Origin of the sequence: Pseudonocardia oceani, assembly GCF_019263585.2 — a bacterium.
GTDB lineage: Bacteria > Actinomycetota > Actinomycetes > Mycobacteriales > Pseudonocardiaceae > Pseudonocardia > Pseudonocardia oceani.
This window is the reverse complement of sequence record NZ_JADQDF010000001.1, coordinates 1,788,596-1,813,925: the sequence shown is the minus strand read 5'-3', so window position 1 is coordinate 1,813,925 and position 25,330 is coordinate 1,788,596. Positions and strand designations below refer to the sequence as shown.

Genomic DNA, 25,330 nt, shown 5'->3' with positions numbered 1-25,330 from the left:
TCAGTGGTCGCCGGTGTCGATCACGACGTCGGCCCGGGCGCGGGTGCCCTCCGCGGCGAACAGCGTGTCCTCCTGGGCGGCCCACCGCTCCCAGTGCGGCCGGTAGGACTCGCCGTCGCGGGTGATCCCGCGCCGGTACCGCTGCTCCACCGGCGCGTCGAGGAACACGAGCAGCACCGCGTGCGCGGCGATCGTGCGCGCCCCGCTGCCCACCCCCTCGACGACGAGCACGGGCGGCCGCCCGACGTCGACGGCCGCGCCGGGCGCGGAGCGCACCCAGTCCCACCGGCGGTACGCGGCAGGCGCCCCGGCGCACAGCGGCGCGACCACGCCGTCGTGCAGCAGCGGCACGACCGCGGCCAGCCCGTCCCAGCCGGGGTAGAGGTCGTCGAGGTGCAGCACGGGCGCGTCGAGGGCGTCGCCGAGCCGTCCGGCGAACGTCGTCTTGCCCGACCCCGACGGCCCGTCGACGCACACCAGCCGAGTCGCGCCGCACCGCGGCGGCGTCGCCCGGACCCGCTCGACGAGCCTCGGCAGCGGGTCGGACGGCACGCCCCACCGTCGCACACCGGCCCCGGCGGACCGACCGCCTACGCTGTGACGGCCCGCCGTCCACCCCCACGGGAGTCCGAGGAACCGCATGACCAGCGACTTCCCGCAGCGCCGCCTCGGGAACGAGAGCGTGGTGCAACGCGTCGAGAACGCCCTGCGCGACGACCTCGCCTACGGGCGGTGGCGCCCGGGGGAGCGGCTGCCGTCCGAGGCCGCGCTCGCCCGCGACCTCGGGGTGGGCCGCTCCTCGCTGCGCGAGGCCATCCAGCTGCTCAGCCGCGACGGGCTGCTCGTCGTCCGGCAGGGCGCCGGCACCTTCGCCGCCGACGACCCGCCCCGTCCCGACGCCGCCGGCCTGACGCGCGACCGGGACGCCGGCACCGACCAGCTCGTGCGGCGGGCCCGGATCGTGGAGGTCTACCAGGTGCGCCGGGCGCTGGAGGTCGAGGCGGCCCGGCTCGCGGCGGAGAACGCGGGCCCCGACGACGTGCGCGCGCTCGAGCAGGCGCTCGACCGCCGGCAGCGCTCGGTCGGCGGCGACACGGCCGCGTTCGTCGACGCCGACACCGAGTTCCACCGCTGCGTCGTCGCGATCACCGGGAACTCCCTGCTCCTGGCGCTGTTCGACCAGTTCCGCGAGCCGCTCGCGCACGCCCTCGCCGCGCTCGTGGACCAGGAACCGCTGCCGGACACCGCCGACGAGCACACAGCCCTCCTCGACGCCATCGCGGCGCGCGACCCGGAGGCCGCGGCGAAGGCGACGATCGAGAACTTCGACCTGATCATCGAGCTGTTCCGCACGACGTAGGCGTCATCAGACATCTGATGTCGTGCTGCTTTATCACACATAGTGAGAATAAGACGGGTTGTCAGACGTCTGAGGAGCGCCTGTCATGTGTGTCGGGCACCACCACCGACGCGAGGAGACCCGATGTACGAGAAGAACGGCGAGAAGTACTTCGTCGTCGATTCCCACAGCCACTTCTGGAACGCCGGGCGGGAGAACTGGGTGCCCGGCGCCGAGCAGTACGCCAAGGGCTGGATCGACTGCTTCTACGGCTACCACCAGCTCGGCCCGCCCGAGACGCACTGGGACTACGAGCGCTTCCTGCAGCCGACCCCGGAGGACTTCGAGCGCGACGTCTTCGTCGAGGGCCACGTCGACTACACCGTCTTCCAGTCGACCTACCTGCGCGAGTGGTACAAGGACGGCTTCAACACCGTCGCCCAGAACGCGGCGCTGCTGGAGAAGTACGGCGACCGGTGGATCGTCAACGGCCGCTGGGACGCCCGCGACGGCGAGGCGAGCTGGACCGAGTTCGCCGAGGACCACGAGCGCTACGGCTTCAAGGGCGTGAAGCTCTACACCGCGGAGTGGAACGGCGAGTCCCGCGGCTACAAGCTCTCCGACCCGGAGTGCTACCGCTTCCTGGAGCGGACGCAGGAGCTGGGCATCAGGAACATCCACGTCCACAAGGGCCCGACCATCTGGCCGCTGGACAAGGACGGCTTCGACGTGTCCGACGTCGACCACGCCGCGACCGACTTCCCGGAGCTCAACTTCATCGTCGAGCACGTGGGCCTGCCGCGCATCGAGGACTTCTGCTTCATGGCCGTGCAGGAGCCCAACGTCTACGCCGGGCTCTCGGTCGTCACCGGCGGGCTCATGCACTCCCGGCCGAAGTTCTTCGCGAAGGTCATGGGCGAGCTGCTGTTCTGGGTCGGCGAGGACAAGATGCTCTTCGGCGGCGACTACAACATCTGGACGCCGAAGTGGCAGGTCGAGGGCCTGGTCGACTGGCAGATGCCCGACGACGAGGCGTTCACCGACTACGCGAAGCTCACCACCGCCACGAAGAAGAAGATCCTCGGCCTCAACGCCGCGCGCCTCTACGACATCCCGGTGCCGGCGGAGCTGGCGCTCGAGCCGGCCGCGGGGGCCATGGCGTGAGCGACCTGCGCGCCGCGGTGTGGCGCGCACTGGACACGGTGCTCGACCCGGAGCTGGACGAGCCCGTCACCGGGCTCGGCTTCGTCGAGTCGTGCACCGTGTCCGGGGACGGGGTGGCCGCGGTCGTGCTGCGGCTGCCCACGTTCTTCTGCGCGCCGAACTTCTCGTTCCTCATGGTCGCCGACGCCTACGACGCCGTGTCCGCGGTGCGCGGCGTGACCCGCGCCGACGTCACCCTGGCCGACCACCACGCCTCCGCCGAGATCAACGGCGGCGTGGCGGCGCAGGCGGGGTTCGTCGACGCGTTCGCGGGCTCCTACCAGGGCGAGGCGACGTCCGAGCTCGACGAACTGCGCCGGGTGTTCTTCCGCAAGGCGGCGCTCGCCGGGCAGGACCGCGTGGCCCGGGTGCTCGTCGACGCGGGCGCGGGGCCCGAGGAGCTCGCGGCGACCGTGCTGGGCGGGGTCGCGCCGTCGGCCGAGCTGGCCCGGATGCGGCACCGCCGCGCCGTGCTGGGCCTGCCGCACGGCGACGGCGCTCCGCTGCTGGTGCACGCCGACGGCACCGGCGTCACCGCGGAGCAGGTGCCGCTGCACCTGCGCCGGGCCCGGCTGCAGCGCGTGGGCATCGAGGCGAACGCCGCCTACTGCACGGGCCTGCTGGCGAAGCGCTACCCGGCGGTGCCGTAGCCGGCGGCGGGCGCCACGGTGCGGTCGAGGTGCTCGACGATCGCCGCAGCCAGCCCGTCCAGCGGGTGGACGGCCTGCACCAGGCCGGTGGCGATGGCCGAGCCGGGCATGCCGAAGTGCTCGGCCGTCGCCTCGTCCTGCGCCAGCACCGCCGCGCCGCAGCGGTGCATCGCCCGGATGCCGGCCTGCGCGTCGTGGCCCTTGCCGGTGAGGACGACGGCCAGCGAGCACGGGCCGCACGTCACGGCGAGGGTGGCGAGCAGCAGGTCGGCCGACGGCCGGGCCGGGGGCAGCGCGCCGGACTCGATCAGCCCGATCTCCGACGTCGAGGTCACGAGCATGTGGGTGGCGGGCGGGGCCACCAGCACGACACCGGGTTCCAGGCGGTCGCCGTCGCGGGCGACCCGCACGGCGAGCGCGGTGCGCCCGTCGAGGAGCTCGGCCAGGGCGTCGGGCTGGCGGCGCTCCGGGTCCTGGTGCTGCACGACGAGCACCGCGGCGGGGAGGTCGGCGGGCAGCCCGGCCAGTACGGCGGTGAGCGCGGCGAGCCCGCCCGCCGAGGTGACGAGCGCGAGGACGGGCAGGCGGACGGGGAGGTGCGGGTCGGGGAACTCCCGGGTCATGGCGTCGTCCTCCTTCCGCGCTCCTGCGTGCGTCGCGGGCTGCCGCGGCCGCTCACTGTAGGCCGGAGCGGTGCTGCAAGGTCCGCCGTCGAGCAGGGGACGGTGGACGAGCGGGTCCGCGCTGGGCGGTCTCCTCGGGTGGCGGGCCCGCTCAGGCCGGCTCGTGGCTGGCCGGGCCGGCCACCTGGTAGCCACCGAACTTCTCGCGCAGCGTCTTCTTCGAGAACTTGCCGACGCTCGTCTTGGGCACCTCGTCGATGAACTCGACGGCGTCGGGCAGCCACCACTTCGCCACCCGCGGGGTGAGGAACTCGATGACCTCCTCGGGGGTGAGGGTCTCGCCCGGCTTCACGACGACGCAGGCCAGCGGGCGCTCCACCCACTTCTCGCTGGGGATGGCGATCACCGCGGCCTCCGCGACCTTCGGGTGCGCCATGATCTCGTTCTCGAGCTCGACCGAGCCGATCCACTCGCCGCCGGACTTGATGAGGTCCTTGGTGCGGTCGACGAGGCGGACGAAGCCGTAGCGGTCGCCGGTGCCGACGTCGCCGGTGCGCAGCCAGCCGTCCTCGGTGTACTGCGCGCCGCCGCCCTCGCCGCGGTAGTACTCCTTCGCGATCCACGGGCCGGCGGCCTGGATCTCGCCGGTGGCCGCGTCGTCCCAGGGCTGGACCTCGCCCGAGTCGGGGTCGACGAGCCGCATGTCGACGAAGGGCACCGGCTGCCCCTGCCGGGCGCGGATGTCGGCGCGCTCGTCCTCGGTGAGGGCGTCGTGGTGGCTGCGTGGCGTCGACATGGTGGCGATCGGGCTGGTCTCCGTCATGCCCCACGCCTGCGTCAGCGGGATGCCGACGGTCGTGCGGTAGGACTCCGAGAGCGACCGCGGCACGGCCGACCCGCCGCAGACGATCATGCGCAGGTGCGACAGGTCGTGGTCGCCGACCATCGGGAGCATCCCCATCCAGATGGTGGGGACGCCGCCGGTGACGGTGACGCGGTGGCGGGCCAGCAGCGACGCGATGGCCTGCGGGGTCATGTTCGGCCCGGGCATGACGAGGTCGGACCCGGCGAGCAGGCAGCCGTAGGGCAGGCCCCAGGAGTTGGCGTGGAACATCGGGACGACCGGCAGCACGACGTCGCGCTCGGACAGCGCGAACGCGTCGGCCGTCAGCGTGATCAGTGAGTGCAGCACCGCCGAGCGGTGGCTGTAGACCACGCCCTTCGGGTTGCCCGTGGTGCCGGAGGTGTAGCACATGGCCGCGGCGGTGTTCTCGTCCTCGACGACGAACGTGCCGCCGAACGGCTCGGCCGCGGCGAGGAGCTCCTCGTAGTCGAGCCAGCCCTCGGGGATCGCGGCGTCGGCGCCGTCGTCGATCACGACGAACCGCCGGACGGTGCCCATCTTGTCGGCCAGGGGCGCGATCACCGGGATCAGCGAGCGGTCGACGAAGACGACCTCGTCCTCGGCGTGGTCGACGATGTAGACCAGCTGCTCGGGGAACAGCCGGATGTTGAGGGTGTGCAGCACCCGCCCGGTGCACGGCGCGGCCAGGTACAGCTCGAGGTGGCGGCCGGTGTTCCAGCAGAACGTGCCGACGCGCCCGTCGGCCGACACGCCGAGGGTGTCGAGCACGGTGGCGAGACGGCGGACGCGCCCGGCCCACTCGCCGATCGTCATCGAGGTCTCGCCGTCGGTCTGCGCGGTGACGACGGTCTTGCGCGCGAAGTACTGCTCGGCGCGGTGGAACACGTGCGGCAGGGTGAGGGGGCGATCCTGCATGAGGCCGAGCATGGGGACTCCCGCGGCGAGATGGGACCAGGTCTCCGCGGAACGTACCCGGACGCCCGGTGCGTTGACCACGCGCCGACCCGGCCCCCGGCCCGTTAGGCTCGGTCGTCGTGACGCCCGTCCAGCCCGACACCGCCGCGGTGTGCCTCGACGTCGGTTCCACGTGGACCAAGGCGGTGCTCGTCCGCGCCGACGGCGGCCTGGCCGGTTTCGCCGAGCACCCGACCACCACCGGCGACGTCCTCGCGGGCATGGACGCCACCGTCCGCGCGGTCTCGGCGGCGGGCGGGTCGGCGGCCGAGCCGGAGCTGCTCGCCTGTTCCTCGGCGGGCGGCGGGCTGCGCCTGGCCGTCGTCGGCTCGGACATGCTGTCCTCCACCGAGGCGGGGCACCGCGTCGCGTGCTCGGCGGGGGCGCACGTCGTCCACGTCCACGCCGGCCCGCTCGAGCCCGCCGACGTCCGCGCGCTGCGCGACGCCCGTCCCGGCGTCGTGCTGCTGCTCGGCGGTTCCGACGGCGACGACCCCGCCCCGCTGCTGCACAACGCGGGCCGCCTCGCCCGCGCCCGGATCCGCCCGCCGATCCTGCTGGCCGGCAACTCCGAGGGCCGCGCGGAGGCGCTCGCCACGCTGCTGGCCACCGGACGCGCCGTCGTGACCAGCGAGAACGTCCTGCCGAGGCTCGGCGAGGTGGTGCCGGAGCCCGCGCGGGCCGCGCTCGCGGAGCTCTACCAGCGCCACGCCATCGGCGGCCGCGGCGCCACCGTCGCGCCCCGCTTCCGGCGGCTCGTCCGGGTCGTCACGCCCGACGCGGTGGGCCGCGGTGCGGCCGAGCTCGCGCGGATCCGGGGGAGCAAGGTGCTGCTCGTCGACGTCGGGTGCGCCACCACCGACGTGCACTCCGTCGACGGGACGGGCGCGGTGCGCACCGTCGAGGGCGACCTCGGGGTCCGCGCGGCCGCCGCGAGCGTGCTCGTCGAGGGGCAGGCCGAGGGCGTCGTCGACCCGGTGGAGGCCGACCTGCTCGCGCCCACCGTCGCGCGGATGGCCAGCGAGGTCGCCTTCGTGCCCAGCGACGCGGGCAGCGCCGCGGAGGACCGGCGGATCGCGGCTCTCGCGTCCGTCGTCGCCGTGCGCCGGCACCTGCGCACCCGGGCCGACGCGGCCGACGGGCTGGGTCTGGTCGTGCTCACCGGCGGGGTGTTCCGCCAGCGGGCCTCGGGCAACGGGCTGGGCTCGGTGATCGCCACGCTGTGCGCCGACCCCGTGCTGGCCGCCGCGCTGGGCGACGTGGAGGTCGTGGTCGACGCCGACTTCACCGTCGCCCCGGCCGGTCTGCTCGCCACCCACGGCCGCACCGACGCCGCCGAGGCGCTGCTGCGCGACCACCTGCTGGGCTGACGGCCCACCGCTCGTCAGGGCGACGGCGCGGCGGGTGACGCCGGGACGGGCGCGACGGTCGGCGACCGGGGCGGGGGCTCCGCCGGCACGGCCCGCGGCACCGCGGTCGCCGGGACCGGGGTGAGGGTGGGGGCCGGGACCGGGGTGACGGTCTCCGCCGGCGCCTCGGGTGCGGGCGGGGGCTCCGGTGCGATCGTGGACGTCGGCCGCCCGGCCGGCACCAGCAGCGGGGGCGCGTCCCGCGCGGCCAGCAGTCCGCTGCCGCCGGCCACTGCGGCGGCCGCCAGCGCCGCGGCCACGACCGTGGTGGTGCGGCGGCGACGGCGCAGCCGCTCCTCGCGCACCCGCACCCCGGCGAGCAGCGCGGTGCCGGAGACGGGCCGCTCCGGGCCGGGGTCGCGCAACAGGTCGCGCACGGCGTCGTCGTCGGTCATCGCGGCTCTCCGGTCATCGCAGCGTCTCCTCGCTGGTCGGGTCGAGCAGGCCCGCGGCCCGCAGCGCGGCGATCCCGCGCCGGGCGTGCGAGCGCACGGTCGACTCGCGGCAGCCCATGAGGGCGGCGATGTCGGCGTCGGCCCGGTCGTGGTGGTAGCGCAGGACGAGCACCGCGCGCTGGGCGGGCGGCAGCGCGGCGAGCGCGCGGTGCACGCGCCGGCGCTCGACGACGTCGTCGGCGAAGCCGCCGTGCGCGGGCAGGTCGGCACCGACGTCGGGGCCCGGGCGCTCCCGCGAGGAGAACCGGCGCCGCCAGGACAGGAACTGCCGCAGCACCGCGGTGTGCACGTAGGCCAGCGGGTCGCGGGCGTCGGGCGGCCAGGTCGGCGCCATCCGCGCGAGGACGTCCTGCACGACGTCCTCGGCGCGGTGGTGGTCGAGGGTGAGCCGCCGCGCGAAGGCGACGAGCTCCGGGCCGTGGGCCAGCACGAACGCCTCGAAGGCGGCCCGGTCCGGGGCGGTCACGGCGCTCCCGAGGCGAACACGACGACATTGTCGCGGTAGCTGCGCCGCTCCTCGTCGAAGGTGCCGCCGCAGGTGATGAGCCGCAGGCCGGGGTGGTCGAGGTCGCCGTACACCTGCTGCGTCGGGAAGGCGTCCTTGGCGAAGGACTCCACCCGGTCGACGCGGAACGCCGCGGTCGTCCCGTCGTCGAGGACGACCGACACGGCGTCGCCGGGACGCAGCCGCGTGAGCCCGGCGAAGACGCCGGGCCCGTCGCGGGCGGAGTCGACGTGCCCGAGCAGCACCGCCGGACCGACCCCGCCGGGCACGGGGGAGTGGCGGTACCACCCCGCCGTGCCGACGTCGTCGAGCGGCGGCACCTCGACCGTCCCGTCCGGCTGCAGGCCCAGGGAGAGCAGCGGGGTGTGCACGCCCAGGACCGGGACGTCGAGCGCCACCGGTCGTGCGGCGGCCGGCGCCGGGACCTCCGGCGCGGCGACGGGTCCGGCGGCGCACCCGGCCAGCAGCGCGAGGGCCAGGCACAGCAGCGCCGCGGCGCGCGTCATCCGCGCCCGCGACGGGTCCGCGCCACCCCCACCGCACCGGCGGCGCCCACCAGCCCGACGAGCAGTGCGCCGCCCAGCAGCGCCGGGGCGGGGTCGTCGGCGGCCAGGGCGCCGCCACCGGTCTCGGCGCCCCCGCGCGGCACGACCGCGACCTGCCCGCCCTCGGCCGGGGCCGCCGCCGGGACCGCGGGGACGGCGGTGGGCGCCGCGGTGGGGCCGGGCGTCGCGGGGACGGGTGCGACCGTCACCGGCGGCGGCGACGGGGGCGGCGTCTGCGCCGAGGCCGCCGCGGGCCACGCGAGGAGGAGGGCGATCCCGAGGACGGACGGGGCGAGGACGCGGCGGGGCGAGGGGGGCACGGGGAGCTCCAGGGGCCGGGGCGCCGGGGTCGGGCGCCGTCCCTCCTGTGACGCGGTGGCGCGGCCGCGGCGTTGCAGCCGTCGCCTTGCTCACCCCGGGTTGACAGCGCCGACCGCCCGCGGCCAGGCTGATGGGGCACTGGCGTAGCCGTTCCCCGAGAGGCGCTGCGACGGACCACTCGGTCCGCCACGCTCGGGGTTGTACGGGCCATGGTGAGAAGGGCGCCTCTGACCACAGAGGCTGCCCGCACCGCTGTCCGCGAGCCGCCGTCATCCGAAGTCCTTCAGGAGGCGTCACACCGTCATGTCCGTCGACACCACCGCCGACCCCACCGGCAAGCTCCAGCACCTCAACGGCATCGACTTCGCCGTCGCCGACCTCGCGCTCCACGAGTTCGGCCGTAAGGAGATCCGCCTGGCCGAGCACGAGATGCCCGGCCTGATGGAGCTGCGCCGCGAGTACGCCGAGGCCCGTCCGCTGCACGGCGCGCGCATCGTGGGCTCGCTGCACATGACCATCCAGACCGCGGTGCTCATCGAGACCCTGGTGTCGTTGGGCGCCGAGGTCCGCTGGGTGTCGTGCAACATCTTCTCCACGCAGGACCACGCGGCGGCGGCGATCGTCGTCGGTTCCGGTACCCCCGAGGAGCCCAAGGGCGTCCCGGTGTTCGCCTGGAAGGGCGAGACGCTGGAGGAGTACTGGTGGTGCACCGAGCAGCTGTTCCTGTTCCGTGACGGCCACGGCGAGATCGTCGGCCCGAACATGATCCTCGACGACGGCGGCGACGCGACCCTGCTGATCCACAAGGGCGTCGAGTACGAGAAGACCGGCGTCGTCCCGACCGTCGAGGACGAGGACCTGACCGTCTCCGACGAGTACCGGATCATCCTCGACACACTGCGCCGCTCGCTGACCGCCGACCCGCAGCGCTGGACCAAGGTCGCCTCGGACATCCGCGGCGTCACCGAGGAGACCACCACCGGCGTCCACCGGCTCTACCAGCTGGCGGAGCAGGGTGCGCTGCTGTTCCCGGCGATCAACGTCAACGACTCGGTCACCAAGAGCAAGTTCGACAACGTCTACGGCATCCGCCACTCGCTGGTCGACGGCCTCAACCGCGCCACCGACGTCCTCATCGGCGGCAAGGTCGCGCTGGTCTGCGGCTTCGGCGACGTGGGCAAGGGCTCGGCGGCCGCGCTGGCCGGCCAGGGCGCGCGCGTGATCGTGTCCGAGGTCGACCCGATCTGCGCGCTGCAGGCACTGCTGCAGGGCTTCCAGGTCGCGACCCTGGAGTCGACCATCGAGAAGGCCGACATCATCGTCACGACCACCGGCAACAAGGACATCATCACCACCGATGCCATGAAGCGGATGAAGCACCAGGCGATCGTGGCCAACGTGGGTCACTTCGACAACGAGATCGACGTGGCCGGCCTGGGCCGGATCCCCGGCATCATCAGGATCAACATCAAGCCGCAGGTCGACGAGTGGGTGTTCCCGGACGGGCACTCGATCATCCTGCTGTCCGAGGGTCGCCTGATGAACCTGGGCAACGCCACCGGTCACCCGTCGTTCGTGATGAGCAACAGCTTCGCCAACCAGGTCATCGCCCAGGTGGAGCTGTTCACGAAGTTCGAGGAGTACAACAAGGACGTCTACCGCCTGCCCAAGCACCTGGACGAGAAGGTCGCGAAGATCCACGTCCTGGCGCTGGGCGGCGAGCTGACGAAGCTGTCGAAGGACCAGGCCGAGTACATCGGCGTCGACGTGGAGGGCCCGTTCAAGCCCGAGCACTACCGCTACTGATCCTCCCCGTCCTCCCCGCCGCGGCCGGTGGTGCACCCGCACCGCCGGCCGTCGGCGTGTCCGCGTCCGGCGGCCCGCGGATGGCCGGTGCGACGCCTGCTCGCGGAGGTGTGGGGCGGGGGCGATCTCGACCTGGCCGTCCCGATCACCACCGGCACGATGACCGGACCGGCGCTGGGGCAGGGAGCCGACCGGCAAGAGCTTCGACATCACCGGTCATGTGCTGCGGTTCGTCGACGGCCGGGTGGCGGAGGACCGGATCCGAGGAGTCGACGCGGGCGGGACGGAAGCTCGTCGGCGACGACCTCGCGGGGTGGATCCCGAACCCGCCGACCGTCGTCCAGGGTGAGGTGGCGATCGACGCGTTCCCTCAGCGGGTCCCGCGTCGGCCTAGGCTGGCGGGGTGCTCTTCCCTCGGGGTGACGGTGACGGCTGGACCCACTGCGACCAGGGCCACCGCCACTGGGGCCTCTACGGCGCCGCCGGCCTGCTGCTGCGCCACGACGACCAGGTCCTGCTGCAGCACCGCGCCCACTGGAGCCACCACGGCGGCACCTGGGGCATCCTCGGCGGCGCCCGCAACCGCGGCGAGAGCGCGCAGGACGCCGCCCTGCGGGAGGCGTCGGAGGAGGCCGGGCTCGACGCGGCGGCCGTCACGACGCTGGGGGAGTTCCTCGACGACCACGGCGGCTGGACCTACACCACCGTCGTCGCCCGCACCGACGGACCCCTGCTGCTCACGGGGCTGACGGCCGAGACGCTGGAGGTGCGGTGGGTGCCGGCCGAGGGCCTGGGCGGCCTGCCCCTGCACCCCGGCTTCGCGGCGACCTGGGACGTGGTGCGGAGGATGGCGGCCTGAGGGTCGGGCGTGCCCGACCAGCGCACGTTCCGGCGTCCTGCGTACGGCCGGACGTGCGCGAGAGACCATCGGGTGCGCAGTTCGGCGGGCGGCCGCGGTGATCGCCGGGAGTGTGACGTGCGGGTCGTCGGCGGGGCCGTGGCGGTGCGGTTCCGGTGATCACCGACCGGCGCCGGTGCGCCCGGGTGTCGGTGCGGGGTGCGCGGCGAGGGCCGTGGTCGGCGCGACGGGCCGTGGGGCAGGATCGGCGCCGTGGGAGCACTGGTCGTCGTCGAGGGCCTCGACGGCGCGGGCAAGCGCACGCTGACCGACCGGCTCACCGCCGCCCTCTCCGCCCGCGGCGCGCGGGTGGCCCGCACGGCCTTCCCCCGCTATGACGACGACGTGCACGCCGAGCTGGTGCGCGACGCCCTCTACGGCCGCCTCGGCGACCTCTCCGGCTCCGTCCACGGCATGACGCTGCTGTTCGCGCTCGACCGCCGGGCGGCGGGGCCGCTGCTGCGGGCCGACCTGGCGGACCACGACGTCGTCCTCGTCGACCGCTACGCCGCCTCGGCCGCGGCCTACGGGGCGGCGCGGCTGCACCAGGACGCGGCGGGGGAGTTCGTGGAGTGGGTGCGGGAGCTGGAGTTCGGGCGGTTCGCGATCCCGGTGCCCGACCACCACCTGCTGCTGGCGGTGCCGCGCGCCGTGGCCGCCGACCGGGCCGCGCACCGCGAGCGCACCGAGGCCGGCCGCGAGCGCGACGCCTACGAGTCCGACGACCGCCTCCAGGAGCGCACCGGTGCGGTCTACGCCGGGCTCGCGGCCGCGTCGTGGGTGGCGCCGTGGACGGTGCTGGACGGTGTGGCGGGCGTCGACGCCGACGCCCTCGCGGCCCGTCTGCTCGGCGAGGAGCCGGGCTCTGCGAGGCCCGCGCACGGGTAGTGGGATGCTGATCCGCATGAAGTCGCGCGTGCTGGTGGTCGACGACGACCCGGCCCTGGCCGAGATGCTCACCATCGTGCTGCGGGGCGAGGGCTTCGACACCGCCGTCGTCGCCGACGGCACGCGGGCGCTGCCCGCCGTGCGCGAGCTGCGGCCCGACGTCGTCCTGCTCGACCTCATGCTCCCCGGCATGAACGGCATCGACGTCTGCCGAGCCATCCGTTCGGAGTCGGGCGTGCCGATCGTCATGCTGACGGCCAAGAGCGACACCGTCGACATCGTCCTGGGCCTGGAGTCCGGCGCCGACGACTACGTCGTGAAGCCGTTCAAGCCCAAGGAGCTCGTCGCGCGGATCCGGGCGCGCGTGCGGCGCACCGAGAACGAGCCGGCCGAGCAGCTCGCGATCGGCGACGTCACCATCGACGTCCCCGCCCACCAGGTCGTGCGCGGGGGTGAGCAGATCGCGCTCACCCCGCTGGAGTTCGACCTGCTGGTGGCGCTGGCCCGCAAGCCGCGCCAGGTGTTCACCCGCGAGGTGCTGCTCGAGCAGGTGTGGGGCTACCGGCACGCCGCCGACACGCGCCTGGTCAACGTGCACGTCCAGCGGCTGCGGTCGAAGGTCGAGCGCGACCCGGAGCACCCGGAGGTCGTGCTGACCGTCCGCGGCGTCGGGTACAAGGCGGGCCCGCCGTGAGCGGGCGCCGCGCCTCGGCGCAGTGAGCCCGGGCCGCCTGCGCCGCGGCCTGGCCCAGGCGCGCCAGTTCGGCGGCGAGGTCGCCGAGGCGTCGGGTGCGGTCTGGCGGCGCTCGCTGCAGCTGCGCGTGGTGGTCAGCACCCTCGCCCTGTCGACGGCCGTCGTGCTCGTGCTCGGCCTGGTGCTGCAGACGCAGATCGCGCAGCGCCTCGTGCAGGGCAAGGAGGCCGACACGCTGCTGCGCTTCGAGGCGGGCGTGTCGCTGCTGGAGCGCGACCTGTCCGGCGTCGACCCCGACCGCGAGGGCGCCGAGGGCGAGCTCAACAACGCGCTCGCGCAGCTGACCAGCGCCGACTCCGACGGCGAGGCCACCGCGGCCGGTGAGTTCCGGGCCGTGCTGACGACCGGGCGCCGCGACGGCGGCGAGGAGATCTCCGCCGGGCCCGTCGACGACGTCCCGGCCGAGCTGCGCCGCGACGTCGGCGAGGAGAGCACACTGGCCCGGCAGTACGCGACGATCACGCAGAACGGCGTGGCGGTACCGACGCTCATCGTCGGGCAGCCGGTGCGCACCGCGGGCCCGCGCGGGCTCGAGTTCTACATGCTGTTCCCGCTCGACTCCGAGCAGCGCACCCTCGGGCTGGTCCAGAGCACGCTCATCGTCGCCGGGCTGCTGCTGCTCCTGCTGCTCGCGGGCATCGTCAGCATCGTCACGCGGCTGGTCGTGCGGCCGGTCCGCGAGGCCGCCGAGATCGCCGAGCGCTTCGCCGACGGCCACCTCGACGAGCGCATGCGCGTGCAGGGCGACGACGAGGTCGCGCGGCTGGGCGAGTCGTACAACGAGATGGCGCAGAGCATCCAGAGCCAGATCCAGCAGCTCGAGGAGTTCGGGGCGCTGCAGCGCCGGTTCACCTCCGACGTCAGCCACGAGCTGCGCACCCCGCTCACGACGGTCCGCATGGCCGCCGACGTCCTCTACGCCTCCCGCGAGGAGCTGCTCCCGGCGCTGCGGCGCAGCTCGGAGCTGCTGGTCACCGAGCTCGACCGGTTCGAGGCGCTGCTCGCCGACCTCCTGGAGATCAGCCGGCTCGACGCGGGCGTCGCCGAGCTGGTGGCCGAGGGGGTCGACGTCCGGTCGGTCGTGCTGCGCGCGGTCGAGGCCGTCCGCGGCATCGCCGACGAGACGGGCACCGAACTCGACCTCGACCTCCCCGAGGGGATCCTCGCCGAGATCGACAACCGGCGCGTCGAGCGGATCGTGCGCAACCTCGTCGCCAACGCCGTCGACCACGGCGAGGGGCGGCCGGTGCGGGTGCAGCTGGCCGCCGACGACCGCGCGGTGGCCGTGCTGGTCCGCGACCAGGGCGTCGGCCTGCGCCCGGGCGAGGCCGGGCTGGTGTTCAACCGCTTCTGGCGCGCCGAGGAGAGCCGCGCGCGGCGCAGCGGCGGCAGCGGCCTGGGGCTGTCGATCAGCGTCGAGGACGCCCGGCTGCACGGTGGCTGGCTGCAGGCGTGGGGCGAGGTCGGCCGTGGCGCGGCGTTCCGGTTGACGCTCCCGCGCGTCGCCGGCGGCGTGCTCGTCGACAGCCCGCTCCCGCTCGGCCCCGACGAGAGCACCCCGCCGGCACCGATGACGTCGGTGCCCACGCCCGCGCGCGGGATGGCACAGGTCGAGCCGGCCGTGCGGTGGTTGCCCGGCGACGACGTGGAGGACCCCGACGACGACCGCGAGGACGGCGCCCGCCCCGCGGCCGGTCTCGCGGGGGAGCAGCGGTGAGGCGGGCGTCGGTCGCGCTGGCCGTGCTGCTCGCGCTCAGCGGCGTGGCCGGCTGCGCGAGCGTGCCCGGCAGCTCGCCGGTGCAGATCCTGCGCGGCGTCACCGACGGCGAGACCGCGGTGCTCCCGCCCGGCCCCGTCGACGGCACGGACGCGGGCGGGCTGGTCCGCGGCTTCGTGGAGGCCTCCGGCAGCAGCGCCGACGACCACGGCGCCGCCCGCCTGTTCCTTGCCCCCGAGGCGCAGGACTGGGACGCCGGCGCCGGCTTCACCGTCCTGGACTCCCAGTTCGACACCGTGCCCTCGCCGGGCGCCCCCGACCCGGCGTCGGACGTCACGCGCATCCGGATCCGCGGCAGCTCGGTGGGGCGCGTGACGGCGTCGGGGTCGTTCGAGCCGGAGCAGGCGCCGGTGCAGATCGACGTCACGGTCGTGCGCCGCGAGGGCCAGTGGCGCATCTCCGAGCTTCCCGACGGCGTCGTCCTGCCGCTCGACGAGTTCCGCACGAGCTACCGGGACGTCCGCACCTGGTTCGTCGACACCACCCGCCGCGTCGTCGTCCCCGACCTGCGCTATCTGCCCGCGTTCCCGTCCCGTGCGCAGGCCTCGCGGGCGATGGAGCTGCTGCTGGCGGGGCCGTCGGGGGCGCTGCAGGGCGCGGTCGGCTCCCAGCTCGACGCGGGCGCGCGGCTGCGGTCGAACGTGGCGCTCACCGAGACCGGCGCGCTCATGGTCGACCTCACGCGGGTCGGCGACCTCGACGAGCCCGGCCGCCGCCTGCTCGCCGCGCAGGTCGTGCTGTCCCTCGGCGAGGTCAACGTCGCGCGCGTGCGGCTGCTCGTCGACGGGATCCCGCTGATCAGCGGCAAGCCCGAGCTCACGCGGGAGGACGTGGCCGACCTCAACGGCGACGTCCAGCCCGCCGCCGACGTGCCCGCGCTCGTCGTCGCGGGCGGGCGGCTGCGCGGGCTCGGCGCCGGGTCGGCGGGGACCGAGCAGCCGGGGCAGCTGGGCGACGGGGCCTACGACGTCGAGTCGGCGGGGACGTCGGTCGACGGGCAGCGGGTCGCCGCGGTCGCGCGGTCGGCCGGGCGGCGCCTGCTGCTGGTCGGCGGCGCCGACGGCGCGGTGGCCGAGGTCGGGCTGTCGGCCGTCGACATGACCCGGCCGTCGTGGACGCCGACGGGCAGCGAGGTCTGGACCGTCATGGACGAGACGACGGTGGCGCGCGTGCTCGTCGACGGGGCGGGGACGCTGCGGACCGGGCAGGTCAACGCCGACGAGCTCGCCGCGTTCGGCCCGATCCAGGACCTGCGGCTCTCGCGCGACGGGATGCGCGTGGTCGCGGTGGTGGCGGGCGGGCTCTACACGGCGGCGGTGACGCGCAGCCTCGACGGCGAGGCGGCCGTCCGCAACATCCGGCGACTGCGCCCGGCCGACCTCGGCGAGGTCGTGAGCGCCGACTGGCGCTCGGCGGAGTCGGTCGTCGCGATCACGCGGCGGGCCGACCGGCTCGTCGCGCAGGTGTCGGTGGACGGCCTGGCGGTGCAGGGACTGCTGGTCAACAACCTGACGGCGCCGCTCGGAGCGGTCGCCGCCGCCCCGAGCCGCCCGTTCCTGGTGACCGACCAGAGCGGGGTGTGGAGCTTCGCGGGCGGCGACCAGGACGCCTGGCGCCAGGTGCTGGGCGGGGCGCCGGACGCGGTGCCGTTCTACCCGGGCTAGCAGTCGCCTGTGGACAACCCCCGCCCGCTGTCGGCGCCGCCGGGCACCCTGGGCGGATGGGACCCCGCCTGCTCGCCGCGGCGCTGACCGACCTCGTGCTGCCCGCCGGCTGCGCGGCCTGCTCCGCGCCGGAGTCGCCGTGGTGCCCGGCGTGCGCGGCCGGGCTCGCCGGGCCGCACCGCGTCGACCTGCCGGGGCTGCCGCCGACGCTGGCGGCCGGGCGGTACGCGGGCCCGCTGCGCACCGCGCTGCTGCGCTACAAGGAGCGCGGCCGGCGCGACCTCTCCGCCCCGCTCGCCGTGCTGCTGACGGCCGGGCTGAGCGGGGCGCCGGCCGACCTGGTGCCGGCGCCGTCGCGGGCGGCCGCGGCCCGGGCCCGCGGGGGCGACCACGTGGTGCGGCTCGCGCGCGCTGCGGCGGCCGGGCGGGCCGGGGTGCGGGTCGTGCCCGTGCTCGGGCTGGCGCGCGGGGCGGCCGACTCGGTGGGGCTCGACGCGGCGCAGCGCACGGCCAACCTGCGCGGGCGGGTGCACCTGCGCGCGCCGCTGCGCCTGCGGCCGGGGACGGACGTGCTCCTCGTCGACGACGTCGTGACCAGCGGCGCGACGCTGCGGGCCGCCGTCGGGGCGCTCGCGGCGGCGGGCGTACGCGTCGACGGGGCGCTCGTCCTGTGCGACGCGACGGGCGCATGTTGATCATGAACAGCGGGTGGAATCCTACCCGCCCAGAGGTGTGCGGGGAATGTCACCGAGCGCAACCACACGGCGCGGGGTCACTCACCGCACGGGCCTGTTGCCGTCCTGTGATCCGGGCTACGGTCCCTTCTCATCCGACCCCGCCCCGTCCACCGGGGCACTCGAGGAGGAACGCACCGATCCAGAGCCGGGACTCCAGTCCTGGCGCATCTGCACCGCCAACCCGACGCCGAAAGCGAGGGAAGTCTGCGTGGAGATCGTTGTCACCGGCCGGAACGTCGAGGTGCCCGAGCACTTCCGGGTGCACGTCGCCGAGAAGGTCGCTCGCCTGGAACGCTACGACCACAAGATCGTCGGGCTGGAGGTCGAGCTCTTCCACGAGCCCAACCGCCGCCAGCTCAAGACCTGTCAACGTGTCGAGCTCACCGGCCGGGGCTGCGGCCCGGTCGCCCGCGCCGAAGCCTGTGCCCAGGACTTCTACGCCGCGCTCGACGCCGCCGTTGCCAAGCTCGAGGCGCGCCTGCGCCGCTCGCACGACCGCCGCCGCGTCACCGGACGGCGCACCCAGGTGCTCGTGGGCCGCGCGGCGTCCAACGGCCGGGGCACCGCCCTGCTCGAGGAGGCACCGCCCCTCGACCTCGCCTCCACCGACACCGACGTGGACATCCCGTTCCCGCGCGACGCCGTCGACGACGCCCTTCCCGACCACCTCCCGCCCGAGGCCATCGACGACGACCCGGCCCCCGGCCGCGTCGTCCGCCGGAAGGTGCACACGGCCGACCCGATGTCGGTCGACGACGCGCTCTCCCACATGGAGCTCGTCGGGCACGACTTCTACCTCTTCTCCGACTCCGAGAGCGGACAGCCCAGCGTCGTCTACCGGCGCAAGGGCTACGACTACGGCGTCATCCGGCTCGGCAGGTAGCCCGTCCACCGACCCCGAGGGGCGGCCGGCGTTCCCCGAGGAACGCGGGTCGCCCCCTCGGCGTTGTGCGGGTGGGTCCGGGTGCTTCGCTACCCTGGATCGGGCAGTGCTGCGCCCCCGGGCGCGCGCTGCGACCTGACCGCCACGTGAATGAGGTCGAGCTGTGCCGCTTTTGGACCGCCTGCTGCGCGCCGGAGAGACGAAGCTGGTCAAGCGGCTGGGCCGGATCGCCGCGCACATCGACACCCTCGAGGCCGATGTCGAGGGCCTGACCGACGCCGAGCTGCGCGCGAAGACCGACGAGTTCCGCTCCCGCTTCGCCGACGGCGAGACCCTCGACGAGATGCTGCCCGAGGCCTTCTCGGTCGTCCGCGAGGCCGCCCGCCGCACGATCGGCCAGCGCCCCTTCACCGTCCAGCTCATGGGCGGTGCGGCGCTGCACCTGGGCAACATCGCGGAGATGAAGACCGGTGAGGGCAAGACCCTGACCTCGACGCTGCCCGCCTACCTCAACGCCATCGCCGGCGAGGGCGTGCACCTGGTCACCGTCAACGACTACCTGGCCAAGCGCGACGCCGAGAGCATGGGTCGCATCCACCGCTTCCTCGGGCTGTCGGTCGGCGTGATCCTCTCGGAGATGCCGCCGCTGATCCGCCGCGGCCAGTACCAGGCCGACATCACCTACGGCACGAACAACGAGTTCGGCTTCGACTACCTGCGCGACAACATGGCCTGGAACAAGGCCGACATGGTGCAGCGCGGCCACAACTTCGCCGTCGTCGACGAGGCCGACTCGATCCTCATCGACGAGGCCCGCACGCCGCTGATCATCTCCGGCCCGGCCGAGCAGAGCGCCCGCTGGTACCAGGAGTTCGCGCGCATGGCCCCGATGCTGGAGCGCGACGTCCACTACGAGGTCGACGAGCGCAAGCGCACCGTCGGCGTCACCGAGGAGGGCGTCGCCCTCGTCGAGGACCAGCTCGGCATCGACAACCTCTACGAGGCCGCCAACACCCCGCTCGTCGGCTACCTGAACAACGCCATCAAGGTGAAGGAGCTGTTCAAGAAGGACAAGGACTACATCGTCCGCGACGGGCAGGTCCTCATCGTCGACGAGTTCACCGGCCGCGTGCTGTCCGGGCGCCGCTACAACGAGGGCATGCACCAGGCGATCGAGGCGAAGGAGGGCGTGGAGGTCAAGGCGGAGAACCAGACGCTGGCCACCATCACCCTGCAGAACTACTTCCGCCTCTACGAGCGCCTGTCGGGCATGACCGGTACGGCCCAGACCGAGGCCGCCGAGCTCAACCAGATCTACAAGCTGGGCGTCGTCCCGATCCCCACCAACAAGGACATGATCCGCAAGGACCAGCCCGACCTCATCTACAAGACCGAGGAGGCGAAGTTCGAGGCGGTCGCCGACGACATCGCCGAGAAGCACGCCGCCGGGCAGCCGGTGCTGGTGGGCACCACGAGCGTCGAGAAGTCCGAGTACCTGTCGAAGCTGCTGGTGGAGCGGCAGGTGCCGCACGAGGTCCTCAACGCGAAGCAGCACGAGCGCGAGGCCGCGATCGTCGCGCAGGCCGGGCACGCGGGCGCGGTCACCGTCGCCACGAACATGGCCGGTCGGGGCACCGACATCGTGCTGGGCGGCAACCCCGAGTTCCTCGCCGACCTGGAGCTGCGCCGTCGCGGGCTCGACCCCGTGGAGAAGCGCGAGGAGTACGAGGCGGCCTGGGACGAGACGGTCGCGGCGATGAAGGCCCAGGTCGCGGCGGAGGCCGAGGAGGTCAAGGCCGCGGGCGGGCTCTACGTGCTCGGCACCGAGCGCCACGAGTCGCGCCGCATCGACAACCAGCTGCGCGGGCGCTCCGGGCGTCAGGGTGACGCGGGCGAGTCGCGGTTCTACCTCTCGCTGGGCGACGACCTCATGCGCCGCTTCAACGGCCACATGGTCGAGTCGATCATGAACCGGTTCAACCTGCCCGACGACGTGCCGATCGAGGCCGGGATGGTCACCAAGGCCATCCGCAGCGCCCAGACGCAGGTCGAGCAGCAGAACTTCGAGATCCGCAAGAACGTCCTCAAGTACGACGAGGTGCTCAACCAGCAGCGCACCGTCATCTACTCCGAGCGCCGGCGCGTGCTCGCGGGCGAGAACATCCAGGAGCAGATCGAGCACATGCTCATCGACGTGGTCACGGCCTACGTCGACGGCGAGACCGGCCAGGGCTACTCCGAGGACTGGGACCTCGACAAGCTCTGGACCGCGCTGGGCACGATCTACCCCATCGGCTTCCGCTGGCAGGACCTCGCCGACTCCGACGACGAGGGCGACCTCGACGACCCGGGCGACCTCACGAAGGACCGCCTGCTCACGGCGGTGCTGGAGGACGCCCGCGCCGCCTACGCCCGCCGCGAGGCCGAGATCGACGCGATCATCGGCGCGCAGGGCGGCATGCGCGAGCTCGAGCGCCAGGTCCTCATGCAGGTCATCGACCGCAAGTGGCGCGAGCACCTCTACGAGATGGACTACCTCAAGGAGGGCATCGGCCTGCGCGCGATGGCCCAGCGCGACCCGGTCATCGAGTACCAGCGCGAGGGCTTCGACATGTTCTCCGCGATGCTCGAGGGCATCAAGGAGGAGACGGTCGGGCACCTGTTCAACGTGAAGGTGCAGGCCCCGGCGCCGCCGGTGGCACCCGTCGACCCGGCCGCGACCCAGGCACCGGCCGCGGCGGAGGCTGCGGCACCTGCGCCCGCCGCCGCTCCGCCCGCCCCGGCCGCACCCTCCGCGCCGGCTGCCGCGGAGGCGGCACCCGCCGCCTCGGCCTCCCGCCCGTCCGGACGGCGCCGCCGCCCGGAGCCCGCGGTGTCCGCCCCGGGCGACGACGCGGCCACCACGAGCGTGCTGCCCACCGCCTACCAGGGCGCCCGCTCCGCGGACCTGCGCTACAGCGGGCCCACCGAGGACGGCGGCACCGCCACCACCGGGGGCCGGGGCACCGGGGGCCGTGCCGCGCGCGGGGCCGCCCGCACCGAGAGCGAGCCGTCGCGCAACCGGCCGTGCCCGTGCGGGTCGGGCCGCAAGTACAAGCAGTGCCACGGGTCGGCCACCGCGGCGCGCCCCTGAGCACGTGAGTTCCTGAGCGGCGGGCCCGGTTCCCCGGAACCGCCCCGCCGCCCCGGCACACCGCCCTAGCGTGCGGGCGTGCATCCCGTCCCCGACGCCCTCGCCGCCGGGCTGCTGCTGCCCCGTGCCGGGCAGGCGGTCGACCGCCTGCTCCGCCGGGCGGTGGCCGCCCACGGCCTCACCCCCACCTCGCTGGGGGTGCTCGGCGTGCTGGCCCGCGGCCGTCCCGCGTCGCACCGCGACCTCGCCGCCGCGCTCGGGATCGCCCCGGCCACGCTGACCCCCGCCGTCGACGCCCTGGAGCGCGGCGGGCTCGTGCGGCGCGTGCGCGACACGACCGACCGGCGGGTCGTGCAGGTCCGCGCCACCGACGCCGGGCTGGCCCGGTACGCCGCGGCCGTCGACGCCGCGGCGCGGGAGCTGGGCGCGCGCGTCCCGCCGCCGTCGGGAGCCGTGCGGGACTACCTGGTCGCCGTGGTCGCGGCGGCCGAGGAGATCGCGTACGGGCGGGACGCCTCAGCCGATCCGGACGACGGTCCAGCGCCAGCGGCCGTCGCGCAGGTCGAAGCGCGCGGCCAGGGCGCGCACCCCGCCGTCGAGCTCGACGGCCACGGCCACCTCGGCGGCGTCGGGCCGCGGGTGGCAGAGCCGGACCCGGCGGAAGCGGGCCGGTGAGCGCCGCGCGGCGGGGCGCCGGGCCGCGACCACCCGCCAGTACCGCACCACCTCCTCCTCGGAGTGTGCGGCGAGCTGCGCGGTGGGGCGGCGCCCGTCGAGCACCTCGCAGCCCAGGCGCAGCAGCCGGGTGATCGCCTCGCGGGCGCCGGGCGGGTCGTCGACGGCGTCGGGGGCCGGAGCGCTCGGGCGGGGTGCGGCGGGCGGTACCGGGGGATCCTCGCCCGGAGCGGGCTCGTAGCGCACGAGGCGCAGGTGGGGACCGGTGCGCGGGGCCGGGGCCGGGGCACGAACCGGGGCCGGGGCCGGGTCAGGGGCGGGAAGCGCGAGGGTGCGGGTCACGGCGGCAGCGTGCGCCGCGGTGCCGCGGCGGCGGGGCCGTTCCGATCGGTTCGGGGCCGTACCGTACGGCGCCGGTAGGGTCACCCCGGTGCTGCGAGCGCTGGTCATGGACTACGGCGGCGTGCTGACCGACGGCCCCGAGGTGCTCGACCTCGTCCGCCGCGCCCGCGTCGCCGGCCACCCCACCGCGCTGGTCTCCGACGCCCACGTCGTGCCCGACGACGTGGCCGCGCTGTTCGACCTGCTCGTCCTCGGGCCCGCGCTCGGCGTGCGCAAGCCCGACCCGGAGGTCTTCCGGCGGACCGCCGGTCGGCTCGGGGTCGGCGCCGGGGAGTGCGTGGTCGTCGACGACCTCGCCGCGAACGTGCGCGGCGCCCGGGCGGCGGGGGCGGTGGTCGTGCACCACGTCGACGCCGCGACGACCGTCGACGAGGTCGAGGTGCTGCTGGGCCTGCCGGAGGCATGAGGAGGGCCCGCGGCCCGGCGGCGCGGTGCGCCACCGGGGCCACGGGCCCGGATGCGGTCGGCCGGATCGGCCGTCCGGTCACTGCTGGTGGGGCGGCACCGCTCCCGGCTCGGGCTCGCCCGGCTGGTTCTGCCCGGGGGCGGGCGTCTCGAGCTGCTGCTCGTCGGCGGGCACGCCCTGCGCGGGCGCGGGCGGCGCCTGCTGGGTGGTGTCGCCGGCGCCGGTGCGCTGCTGCGCCTGGTCGACGATGCTGTCGATGTGGCCCTCGTGCCCGGCGAAACGGCCCTTGGCGGCCTCGCCCCCCTTGTCGAGCGCCTGGTCCACCTTGTCGTCGTGCTGGTTGAGCAGGTCCTTGGCCTTGTCCAGGAAACTCATACCCGCACCTTGGCCCTGATCGCCGGCGGATGCACGCCGGCGTTCACCCGTTCGAGCGAAGCCGGACGTGTGACGGCCTCAGCTCGTCGACGCTGTTGACGCCCAGGAGCTGCATCGTCCGCACGATCTCGCCCGCGAGGATCTCCACCGCCTTGCGCACGCCCTGCTGCCCGCCGGCCATCAGGCCGTACAGGTAGGCGCGCCCGATCAGCGCGGTGCGCGCGCCGAACGCGATCGCGGCGACGATGTCGGCGCCGTGCATGACGCCGGTGTCGACCCACACCTCGGCGCGGTCGCCCACCGCGTCGACGACGGGCGGCACCAGCTCCAGCGGCACGGGCGCGCGGTCGAGCTGGCGGCCGCCGTGGTTGGACAGCAGGACCGCGTCGGCCCCGGCGTCGACCACGCGGCGGGCGTCGTCGACGTTCTGGATGCCCTTGATGACGAGCGTGCCGGGCCAGGTGCCGCGCAGCCAGTCGACGTCGTCCATGGTGAGCGCGGGGTCGAAGACGCGGTTGATGAGGTCGGCGACGGTGCCGTCGGTGGACTCCAGGCTCGCGAACGTGAGCGGCTCGGTCGTGAGCAGGTTGCCCCACCAGTTCGGGTGCAGCGCCCCGTCGACGAACGTCCTGAGCGACAGCGCGGGCGGGATCGTCAGGCCGTTGTGGACGTCGCGCAGCCGGGCTCCGCCGACGGGGGTGTCGACGGTGAGCATCAGCGTGTCGTAGCCGGCCTCGGCGGCGCGCTGGACGAGGTCCTTGGCGACCGAGCGGTCGCGCCACAGGTAGAGCTGGAACCACTTGCGCGCGCCGGGCGCCGCGGCGGCGACGTCCTCGATCGTGGTCGTGCCCATCGTCGACAGCGTGTACGGGATGCCGACCTCCTGCGCCACCGCCGCCACGGCCCGCTCGCCCTCGTGGTTCATCATCCGCGTGAAGCCGGTGGGCCCGAAGGCGAACGGCAGCGTGGAGCGCTGCCCGAGGACGTCGCGGCCGGTGTCGACCTCGGAGACGTCGCGCAGGACGGTGGGGCTGAACTCCACGCGGTCGAACGCGTCGCGCGCCCGGTTGAGCGACAGCTCGCCGTCGGCGGCGCCGTCGGTGTAGTCGAAGACCGCGCGCGGGGTCCGCCGCCGGGCGATGGCGCGCAGGTCGGCGATGCTCGCCGCGCGGCTCAGGCGCCGCTCGGTGGCGTCGCGGATGAACGGCGCGGGCCGCAGGAGCGGGGCCAGTTCGGAGGGGCGGGGCAGGCGGCGCTGGACCATGCCCCCACGGTAGGTGCCGCTACCGGCGCCGGGCCAGCTCGAACGAGGCCACGGCCCCCGCGCTCGCGACGCCGAGTGACTCGACCCCGCCGTGCATCGGGATCGCCAGCACGCCGTCGAGCAGGGGCGCGACCGTCTCGGACAGGCCGTCGGTCTCGTTGCCCAGCACCAGCGCGACCCGCGGCGGGAGCTCCGCGTCGAGCAGCGACTCGCCGCCGGCGTCGAGGCCGTAGAGGGAGAACCCGGCGTCGCGCAGTGCCTCGCACCCCTCCTCGACCGTGCCCGAGCGCAGCACCGGCGCCCGGAACGCGACCCCCGCCGACGCCTTGACGACGAGCGGGTCGATCGCGGGCACGCCGCGGCGGGGGAGCAGCACGCCGTCGAGCCCCGCGGCCGTGGCGCTGCGCAGGATCATGCCGACGTTGGCGGGGTTGGTGACGCGGTCGAGCACGAGCACGGCGGCGGGCGCGCCGGGGGCGAGCGCGTCGAGGAACTCCGCGACCGGTGCCATCCGCGGCGCGACGACGTCGGCGAGGACGCCCTGGTCGTGGCGCCCGTTGCCGGCCAGCACCTTGACGCGGTGGGCGGTGGCGCGCTGCACCGGCACCCCGCGGGATCGGGCGGAGTCGAGGATCGCGCGCACGGGCTCGCCGCGCAGGCCCTCGGCGACGATCACCTTGTCGACGCGCAGGTCCGGGTCGTCCAGGGCCTCCTGCACGGGCTTGCGGCCGTAGACGGTGATGAAGGCGTCTTTCGGTGATCGGGTCTTCGGGGAACGGGGGTCAGGCACGGCGTCAGC

The 25,330-nt window shown here is 74.8% G+C and carries 25 protein-coding genes and 1 pseudogene; 15 read left to right on the top strand and 11 right to left on the bottom strand.

All coding sequences use genetic code 11. The features are described from left to right. Positions 1–552, bottom strand: coding sequence for a nucleoside/nucleotide kinase family protein (locus I4I82_RS08915; protein WP_218591544.1), 552 nt, complete (start codon positions 550–552; stop codon positions 1–3). An 88-nt stretch (positions 553–640) separates the two neighbouring features. Here I4I82_RS08915 and I4I82_RS08910 point away from each other — a divergent pair, with 88 nt between their 5' ends. From I4I82_RS08910 to I4I82_RS08900, 3 genes are all read left to right on the top strand, one after another. Next, positions 641–1,360: a FadR/GntR family transcriptional regulator gene (locus tag I4I82_RS08910; RefSeq protein WP_218591545.1), complete on the top strand. Its 720-nt coding sequence runs from the start codon at positions 641–643 to the stop codon at positions 1,358–1,360. 123 nt (positions 1,361–1,483) lie between these two features. Continuing rightward, on the top strand, positions 1,484–2,503 hold the full coding sequence (locus I4I82_RS08905; protein WP_218591546.1) for an amidohydrolase family protein: 1,020 nt from the start codon (positions 1,484–1,486) through the stop codon (positions 2,501–2,503). Beyond that, the gene (locus I4I82_RS08900; protein WP_218591547.1) at positions 2,500–3,192 is read left to right on the top strand and encodes an iron-sulfur cluster assembly protein; all 693 of its coding nucleotides are present in this window, start codon (positions 2,500–2,502) and stop codon (positions 3,190–3,192) included. Before I4I82_RS08905 ends, I4I82_RS08900 begins: the two co-directional genes overlap by 4 nt. On the opposite strand, the gene I4I82_RS08895 is transcribed toward I4I82_RS08900, so the two are convergent. Both I4I82_RS08895 and I4I82_RS08890 read right to left on the bottom strand, forming a co-directional pair. After that, positions 3,174–3,815, bottom strand: a complete 642-nt coding sequence (locus I4I82_RS08895) for a chemotaxis protein CheB (RefSeq protein WP_218595625.1) — start codon at positions 3,813–3,815, stop codon at positions 3,174–3,176. The genes I4I82_RS08900 and I4I82_RS08895 overlap by 19 nt on opposite strands. A gap of 151 nt (positions 3,816–3,966) precedes the next feature. Beyond that, the gene (locus I4I82_RS08890) at positions 3,967–5,595 is read right to left on the bottom strand and encodes a long-chain fatty acid--CoA ligase (protein ID WP_308112773.1); all 1,629 of its coding nucleotides are present in this window, start codon (positions 5,593–5,595) and stop codon (positions 3,967–3,969) included. A 119-nt stretch (positions 5,596–5,714) separates the two neighbouring features. Between I4I82_RS08890 and I4I82_RS08885 the strand changes: the two genes are divergently transcribed. Then, a complete protein-coding gene (locus I4I82_RS08885; protein ID WP_218594608.1) occupies positions 5,715–7,004 on the top strand; it encodes a glutamate mutase L in 1,290 nt (429 codons plus the stop codon). 14 nt (positions 7,005–7,018) lie between these two features. Here the strand turns inward: I4I82_RS08885 and I4I82_RS08880 are convergent, their stop codons facing one another. From I4I82_RS08880 to I4I82_RS08865, 4 genes are read right to left on the bottom strand one after another with little or no spacing between them, the layout of a single operon-like run. Beyond that, positions 7,019–7,438, bottom strand: a complete 420-nt coding sequence (locus I4I82_RS08880) for a hypothetical protein (protein ID WP_218595624.1) — start codon at positions 7,436–7,438, stop codon at positions 7,019–7,021. 13 nt (positions 7,439–7,451) lie between these two features. After that, positions 7,452–7,964 (bottom strand): RNA polymerase sigma factor, encoded by a 513-nt coding sequence (locus tag I4I82_RS08875; RefSeq protein ID WP_218594899.1) that lies wholly within the window; start codon positions 7,962–7,964, stop codon positions 7,452–7,454. Then, positions 7,961–8,509: a class F sortase gene (locus I4I82_RS08870; protein WP_218594900.1), complete on the bottom strand. Its 549-nt coding sequence runs from the start codon at positions 8,507–8,509 to the stop codon at positions 7,961–7,963. Before I4I82_RS08870 ends, I4I82_RS08875 begins: the two co-directional genes overlap by 4 nt. Further along, positions 8,506–8,868 (bottom strand): hypothetical protein, encoded by a 363-nt coding sequence (locus I4I82_RS08865; protein WP_218595623.1) that lies wholly within the window; start codon positions 8,866–8,868, stop codon positions 8,506–8,508. Before I4I82_RS08865 ends, I4I82_RS08870 begins: the two co-directional genes overlap by 4 nt. A gap of 304 nt (positions 8,869–9,172) precedes the next feature. Between I4I82_RS08865 and ahcY the strand changes: the two genes are divergently transcribed. From ahcY to I4I82_RS08815, 10 genes and pseudogenes are all read left to right on the top strand, one after another. Next, positions 9,173–10,675 (top strand): adenosylhomocysteinase, encoded by a 1,503-nt coding sequence (ahcY, locus tag I4I82_RS08860; protein WP_218592371.1) that lies wholly within the window; start codon positions 9,173–9,175, stop codon positions 10,673–10,675. Between the two features lie 403 nt (positions 10,676–11,078). Then, positions 11,079–11,534 carry an NUDIX hydrolase gene (locus tag I4I82_RS08855; protein WP_218592370.1) on the top strand — a complete coding sequence of 152 codons (456 nt, stop codon included), beginning with the start codon at positions 11,079–11,081 and terminating at the stop codon, positions 11,532–11,534. Between the two features lie 252 nt (positions 11,535–11,786). After that, positions 11,787–12,461 carry a dTMP kinase gene (locus tag I4I82_RS08850; RefSeq protein ID WP_218592369.1) on the top strand — a complete coding sequence of 225 codons (675 nt, stop codon included), beginning with the start codon at positions 11,787–11,789 and terminating at the stop codon, positions 12,459–12,461. A gap of 16 nt (positions 12,462–12,477) precedes the next feature. After that, positions 12,478–13,155: an MtrAB system response regulator MtrA gene (gene mtrA / locus I4I82_RS08845; RefSeq protein WP_218592368.1), complete on the top strand. Its 678-nt coding sequence runs from the start codon at positions 12,478–12,480 to the stop codon at positions 13,153–13,155. Between the two features lie 22 nt (positions 13,156–13,177). After that, positions 13,178–14,932: an MtrAB system histidine kinase MtrB gene (gene mtrB / locus I4I82_RS08840; protein ID WP_372451484.1), complete on the top strand. Its 1,755-nt coding sequence runs from the start codon at positions 13,178–13,180 to the stop codon at positions 14,930–14,932. After that, positions 14,929–16,656, top strand: a complete 1,728-nt coding sequence (locus I4I82_RS08835) for an LpqB family beta-propeller domain-containing protein (protein WP_218592367.1) — start codon at positions 14,929–14,931, stop codon at positions 16,654–16,656. The genes mtrB and I4I82_RS08835 overlap by 4 nt, the downstream gene beginning before the upstream one ends. 56 nt (positions 16,657–16,712) lie before the next feature. After that, positions 16,713–17,351: a ComF family protein gene (locus I4I82_RS08830; RefSeq protein WP_218592366.1), complete on the top strand. Its 639-nt coding sequence runs from the start codon at positions 16,713–16,715 to the stop codon at positions 17,349–17,351. 250 nt (positions 17,352–17,601) lie between these two features. After that, on the top strand, positions 17,602–18,276 hold the full coding sequence (gene hpf / locus I4I82_RS08825) for a ribosome hibernation-promoting factor, HPF/YfiA family (protein WP_218592365.1): 675 nt from the start codon (positions 17,602–17,604) through the stop codon (positions 18,274–18,276). A gap of 163 nt (positions 18,277–18,439) precedes the next feature. Further along, complete coding sequence (gene secA, locus I4I82_RS08820; RefSeq protein ID WP_218595622.1) at positions 18,440–21,409, top strand: preprotein translocase subunit SecA; 2,970 nt, start codon at positions 18,440–18,442, stop codon at positions 21,407–21,409. A gap of 78 nt (positions 21,410–21,487) precedes the next feature. After that, positions 21,488–21,775 (top strand): annotated as a pseudogene (locus I4I82_RS08815) (MarR family winged helix-turn-helix transcriptional regulator); the annotation flags it as partial. Positions 21,776–21,925: 150 nt separating this feature from the next. Here the strand turns inward: I4I82_RS08815 and I4I82_RS08810 are convergent. Further along, entirely contained in the window at positions 21,926–22,426 is a 501-nt protein-coding gene (locus tag I4I82_RS08810) for an Rv3235 family protein (RefSeq protein WP_226369953.1), read from the bottom strand. Positions 22,427–22,514: 88 nt separating this feature from the next. Here I4I82_RS08810 and I4I82_RS08805 point away from each other — a divergent pair, with 88 nt between their 5' ends. Then, on the top strand, positions 22,515–22,892 hold the full coding sequence (locus I4I82_RS08805; protein WP_226369952.1) for an HAD-IA family hydrolase: 378 nt from the start codon (positions 22,515–22,517) through the stop codon (positions 22,890–22,892). A 78-nt stretch (positions 22,893–22,970) separates the two neighbouring features. On the opposite strand, the gene I4I82_RS08800 is transcribed toward I4I82_RS08805, so the two are convergent. Genes I4I82_RS08800 through I4I82_RS08790 form a run of 3 tightly spaced genes read right to left on the bottom strand, consistent with a single transcriptional unit; the run spans position 22,971 to position 25,321 of the window. Further along, a complete protein-coding gene (locus I4I82_RS08800; RefSeq protein WP_218594656.1) occupies positions 22,971–23,267 on the bottom strand; it encodes an antitoxin in 297 nt (98 codons plus the stop codon). A gap of 43 nt (positions 23,268–23,310) precedes the next feature. Further along, a complete protein-coding gene (locus I4I82_RS08795; protein ID WP_218594657.1) occupies positions 23,311–24,531 on the bottom strand; it encodes an alpha-hydroxy acid oxidase in 1,221 nt (406 codons plus the stop codon). 19 nt (positions 24,532–24,550) lie between these two features. Continuing rightward, positions 24,551–25,321 carry a TrmH family RNA methyltransferase gene (locus I4I82_RS08790; RefSeq protein WP_218594658.1) on the bottom strand — a complete coding sequence of 257 codons (771 nt, stop codon included), beginning with the start codon at positions 25,319–25,321 and terminating at the stop codon, positions 24,551–24,553. Positions 25,322–25,330: the final 9 nt, after the last annotated feature.

Bases quoted from the DNA above. Each gene is read 5' to 3' on its own strand.
- I4I82_RS08830 (WP_218592366.1), top strand. From the start codon at position 16,713: ATGGGACCCCGCCTGCTCGCCGCGGCGCTGACCGACCTCGTGCTGCCC.
- I4I82_RS08895 (WP_218595625.1), bottom strand. From the start codon at position 3,815: ATGACCCGGGAGTTCCCCGACCCGCACCTCCCCGTCCGCCTGCCCGTC.
- I4I82_RS08910 (WP_218591545.1), top strand. From the start codon at position 641: ATGACCAGCGACTTCCCGCAGCGCCGCCTCGGGAACGAGAGCGTGGTG.
- I4I82_RS08880 (WP_218595624.1), bottom strand. From the start codon at position 7,438: ATGACCGACGACGACGCCGTGCGCGACCTGTTGCGCGACCCCGGCCCG.
- I4I82_RS08905 (WP_218591546.1), top strand. From the start codon at position 1,484: ATGTACGAGAAGAACGGCGAGAAGTACTTCGTCGTCGATTCCCACAGC.
- I4I82_RS08870 (WP_218594900.1), bottom strand. From the start codon at position 8,509: ATGACGCGCGCCGCGGCGCTGCTGTGCCTGGCCCTCGCGCTGCTGGCC.
- I4I82_RS08800 (WP_218594656.1), bottom strand. From the start codon at position 23,267: ATGAGTTTCCTGGACAAGGCCAAGGACCTGCTCAACCAGCACGACGAC.
- mtrA (WP_218592368.1), top strand. From the start codon at position 12,478: ATGAAGTCGCGCGTGCTGGTGGTCGACGACGACCCGGCCCTGGCCGAG.
- I4I82_RS08795 (WP_218594657.1), bottom strand. From the start codon at position 24,531: ATGGTCCAGCGCCGCCTGCCCCGCCCCTCCGAACTGGCCCCGCTCCTG.
- I4I82_RS08890 (WP_308112773.1), bottom strand. From the start codon at position 5,595: ATGCAGGATCGCCCCCTCACCCTGCCGCACGTGTTCCACCGCGCCGAG.
- ahcY (WP_218592371.1), top strand. From the start codon at position 9,173: ATGTCCGTCGACACCACCGCCGACCCCACCGGCAAGCTCCAGCACCTC.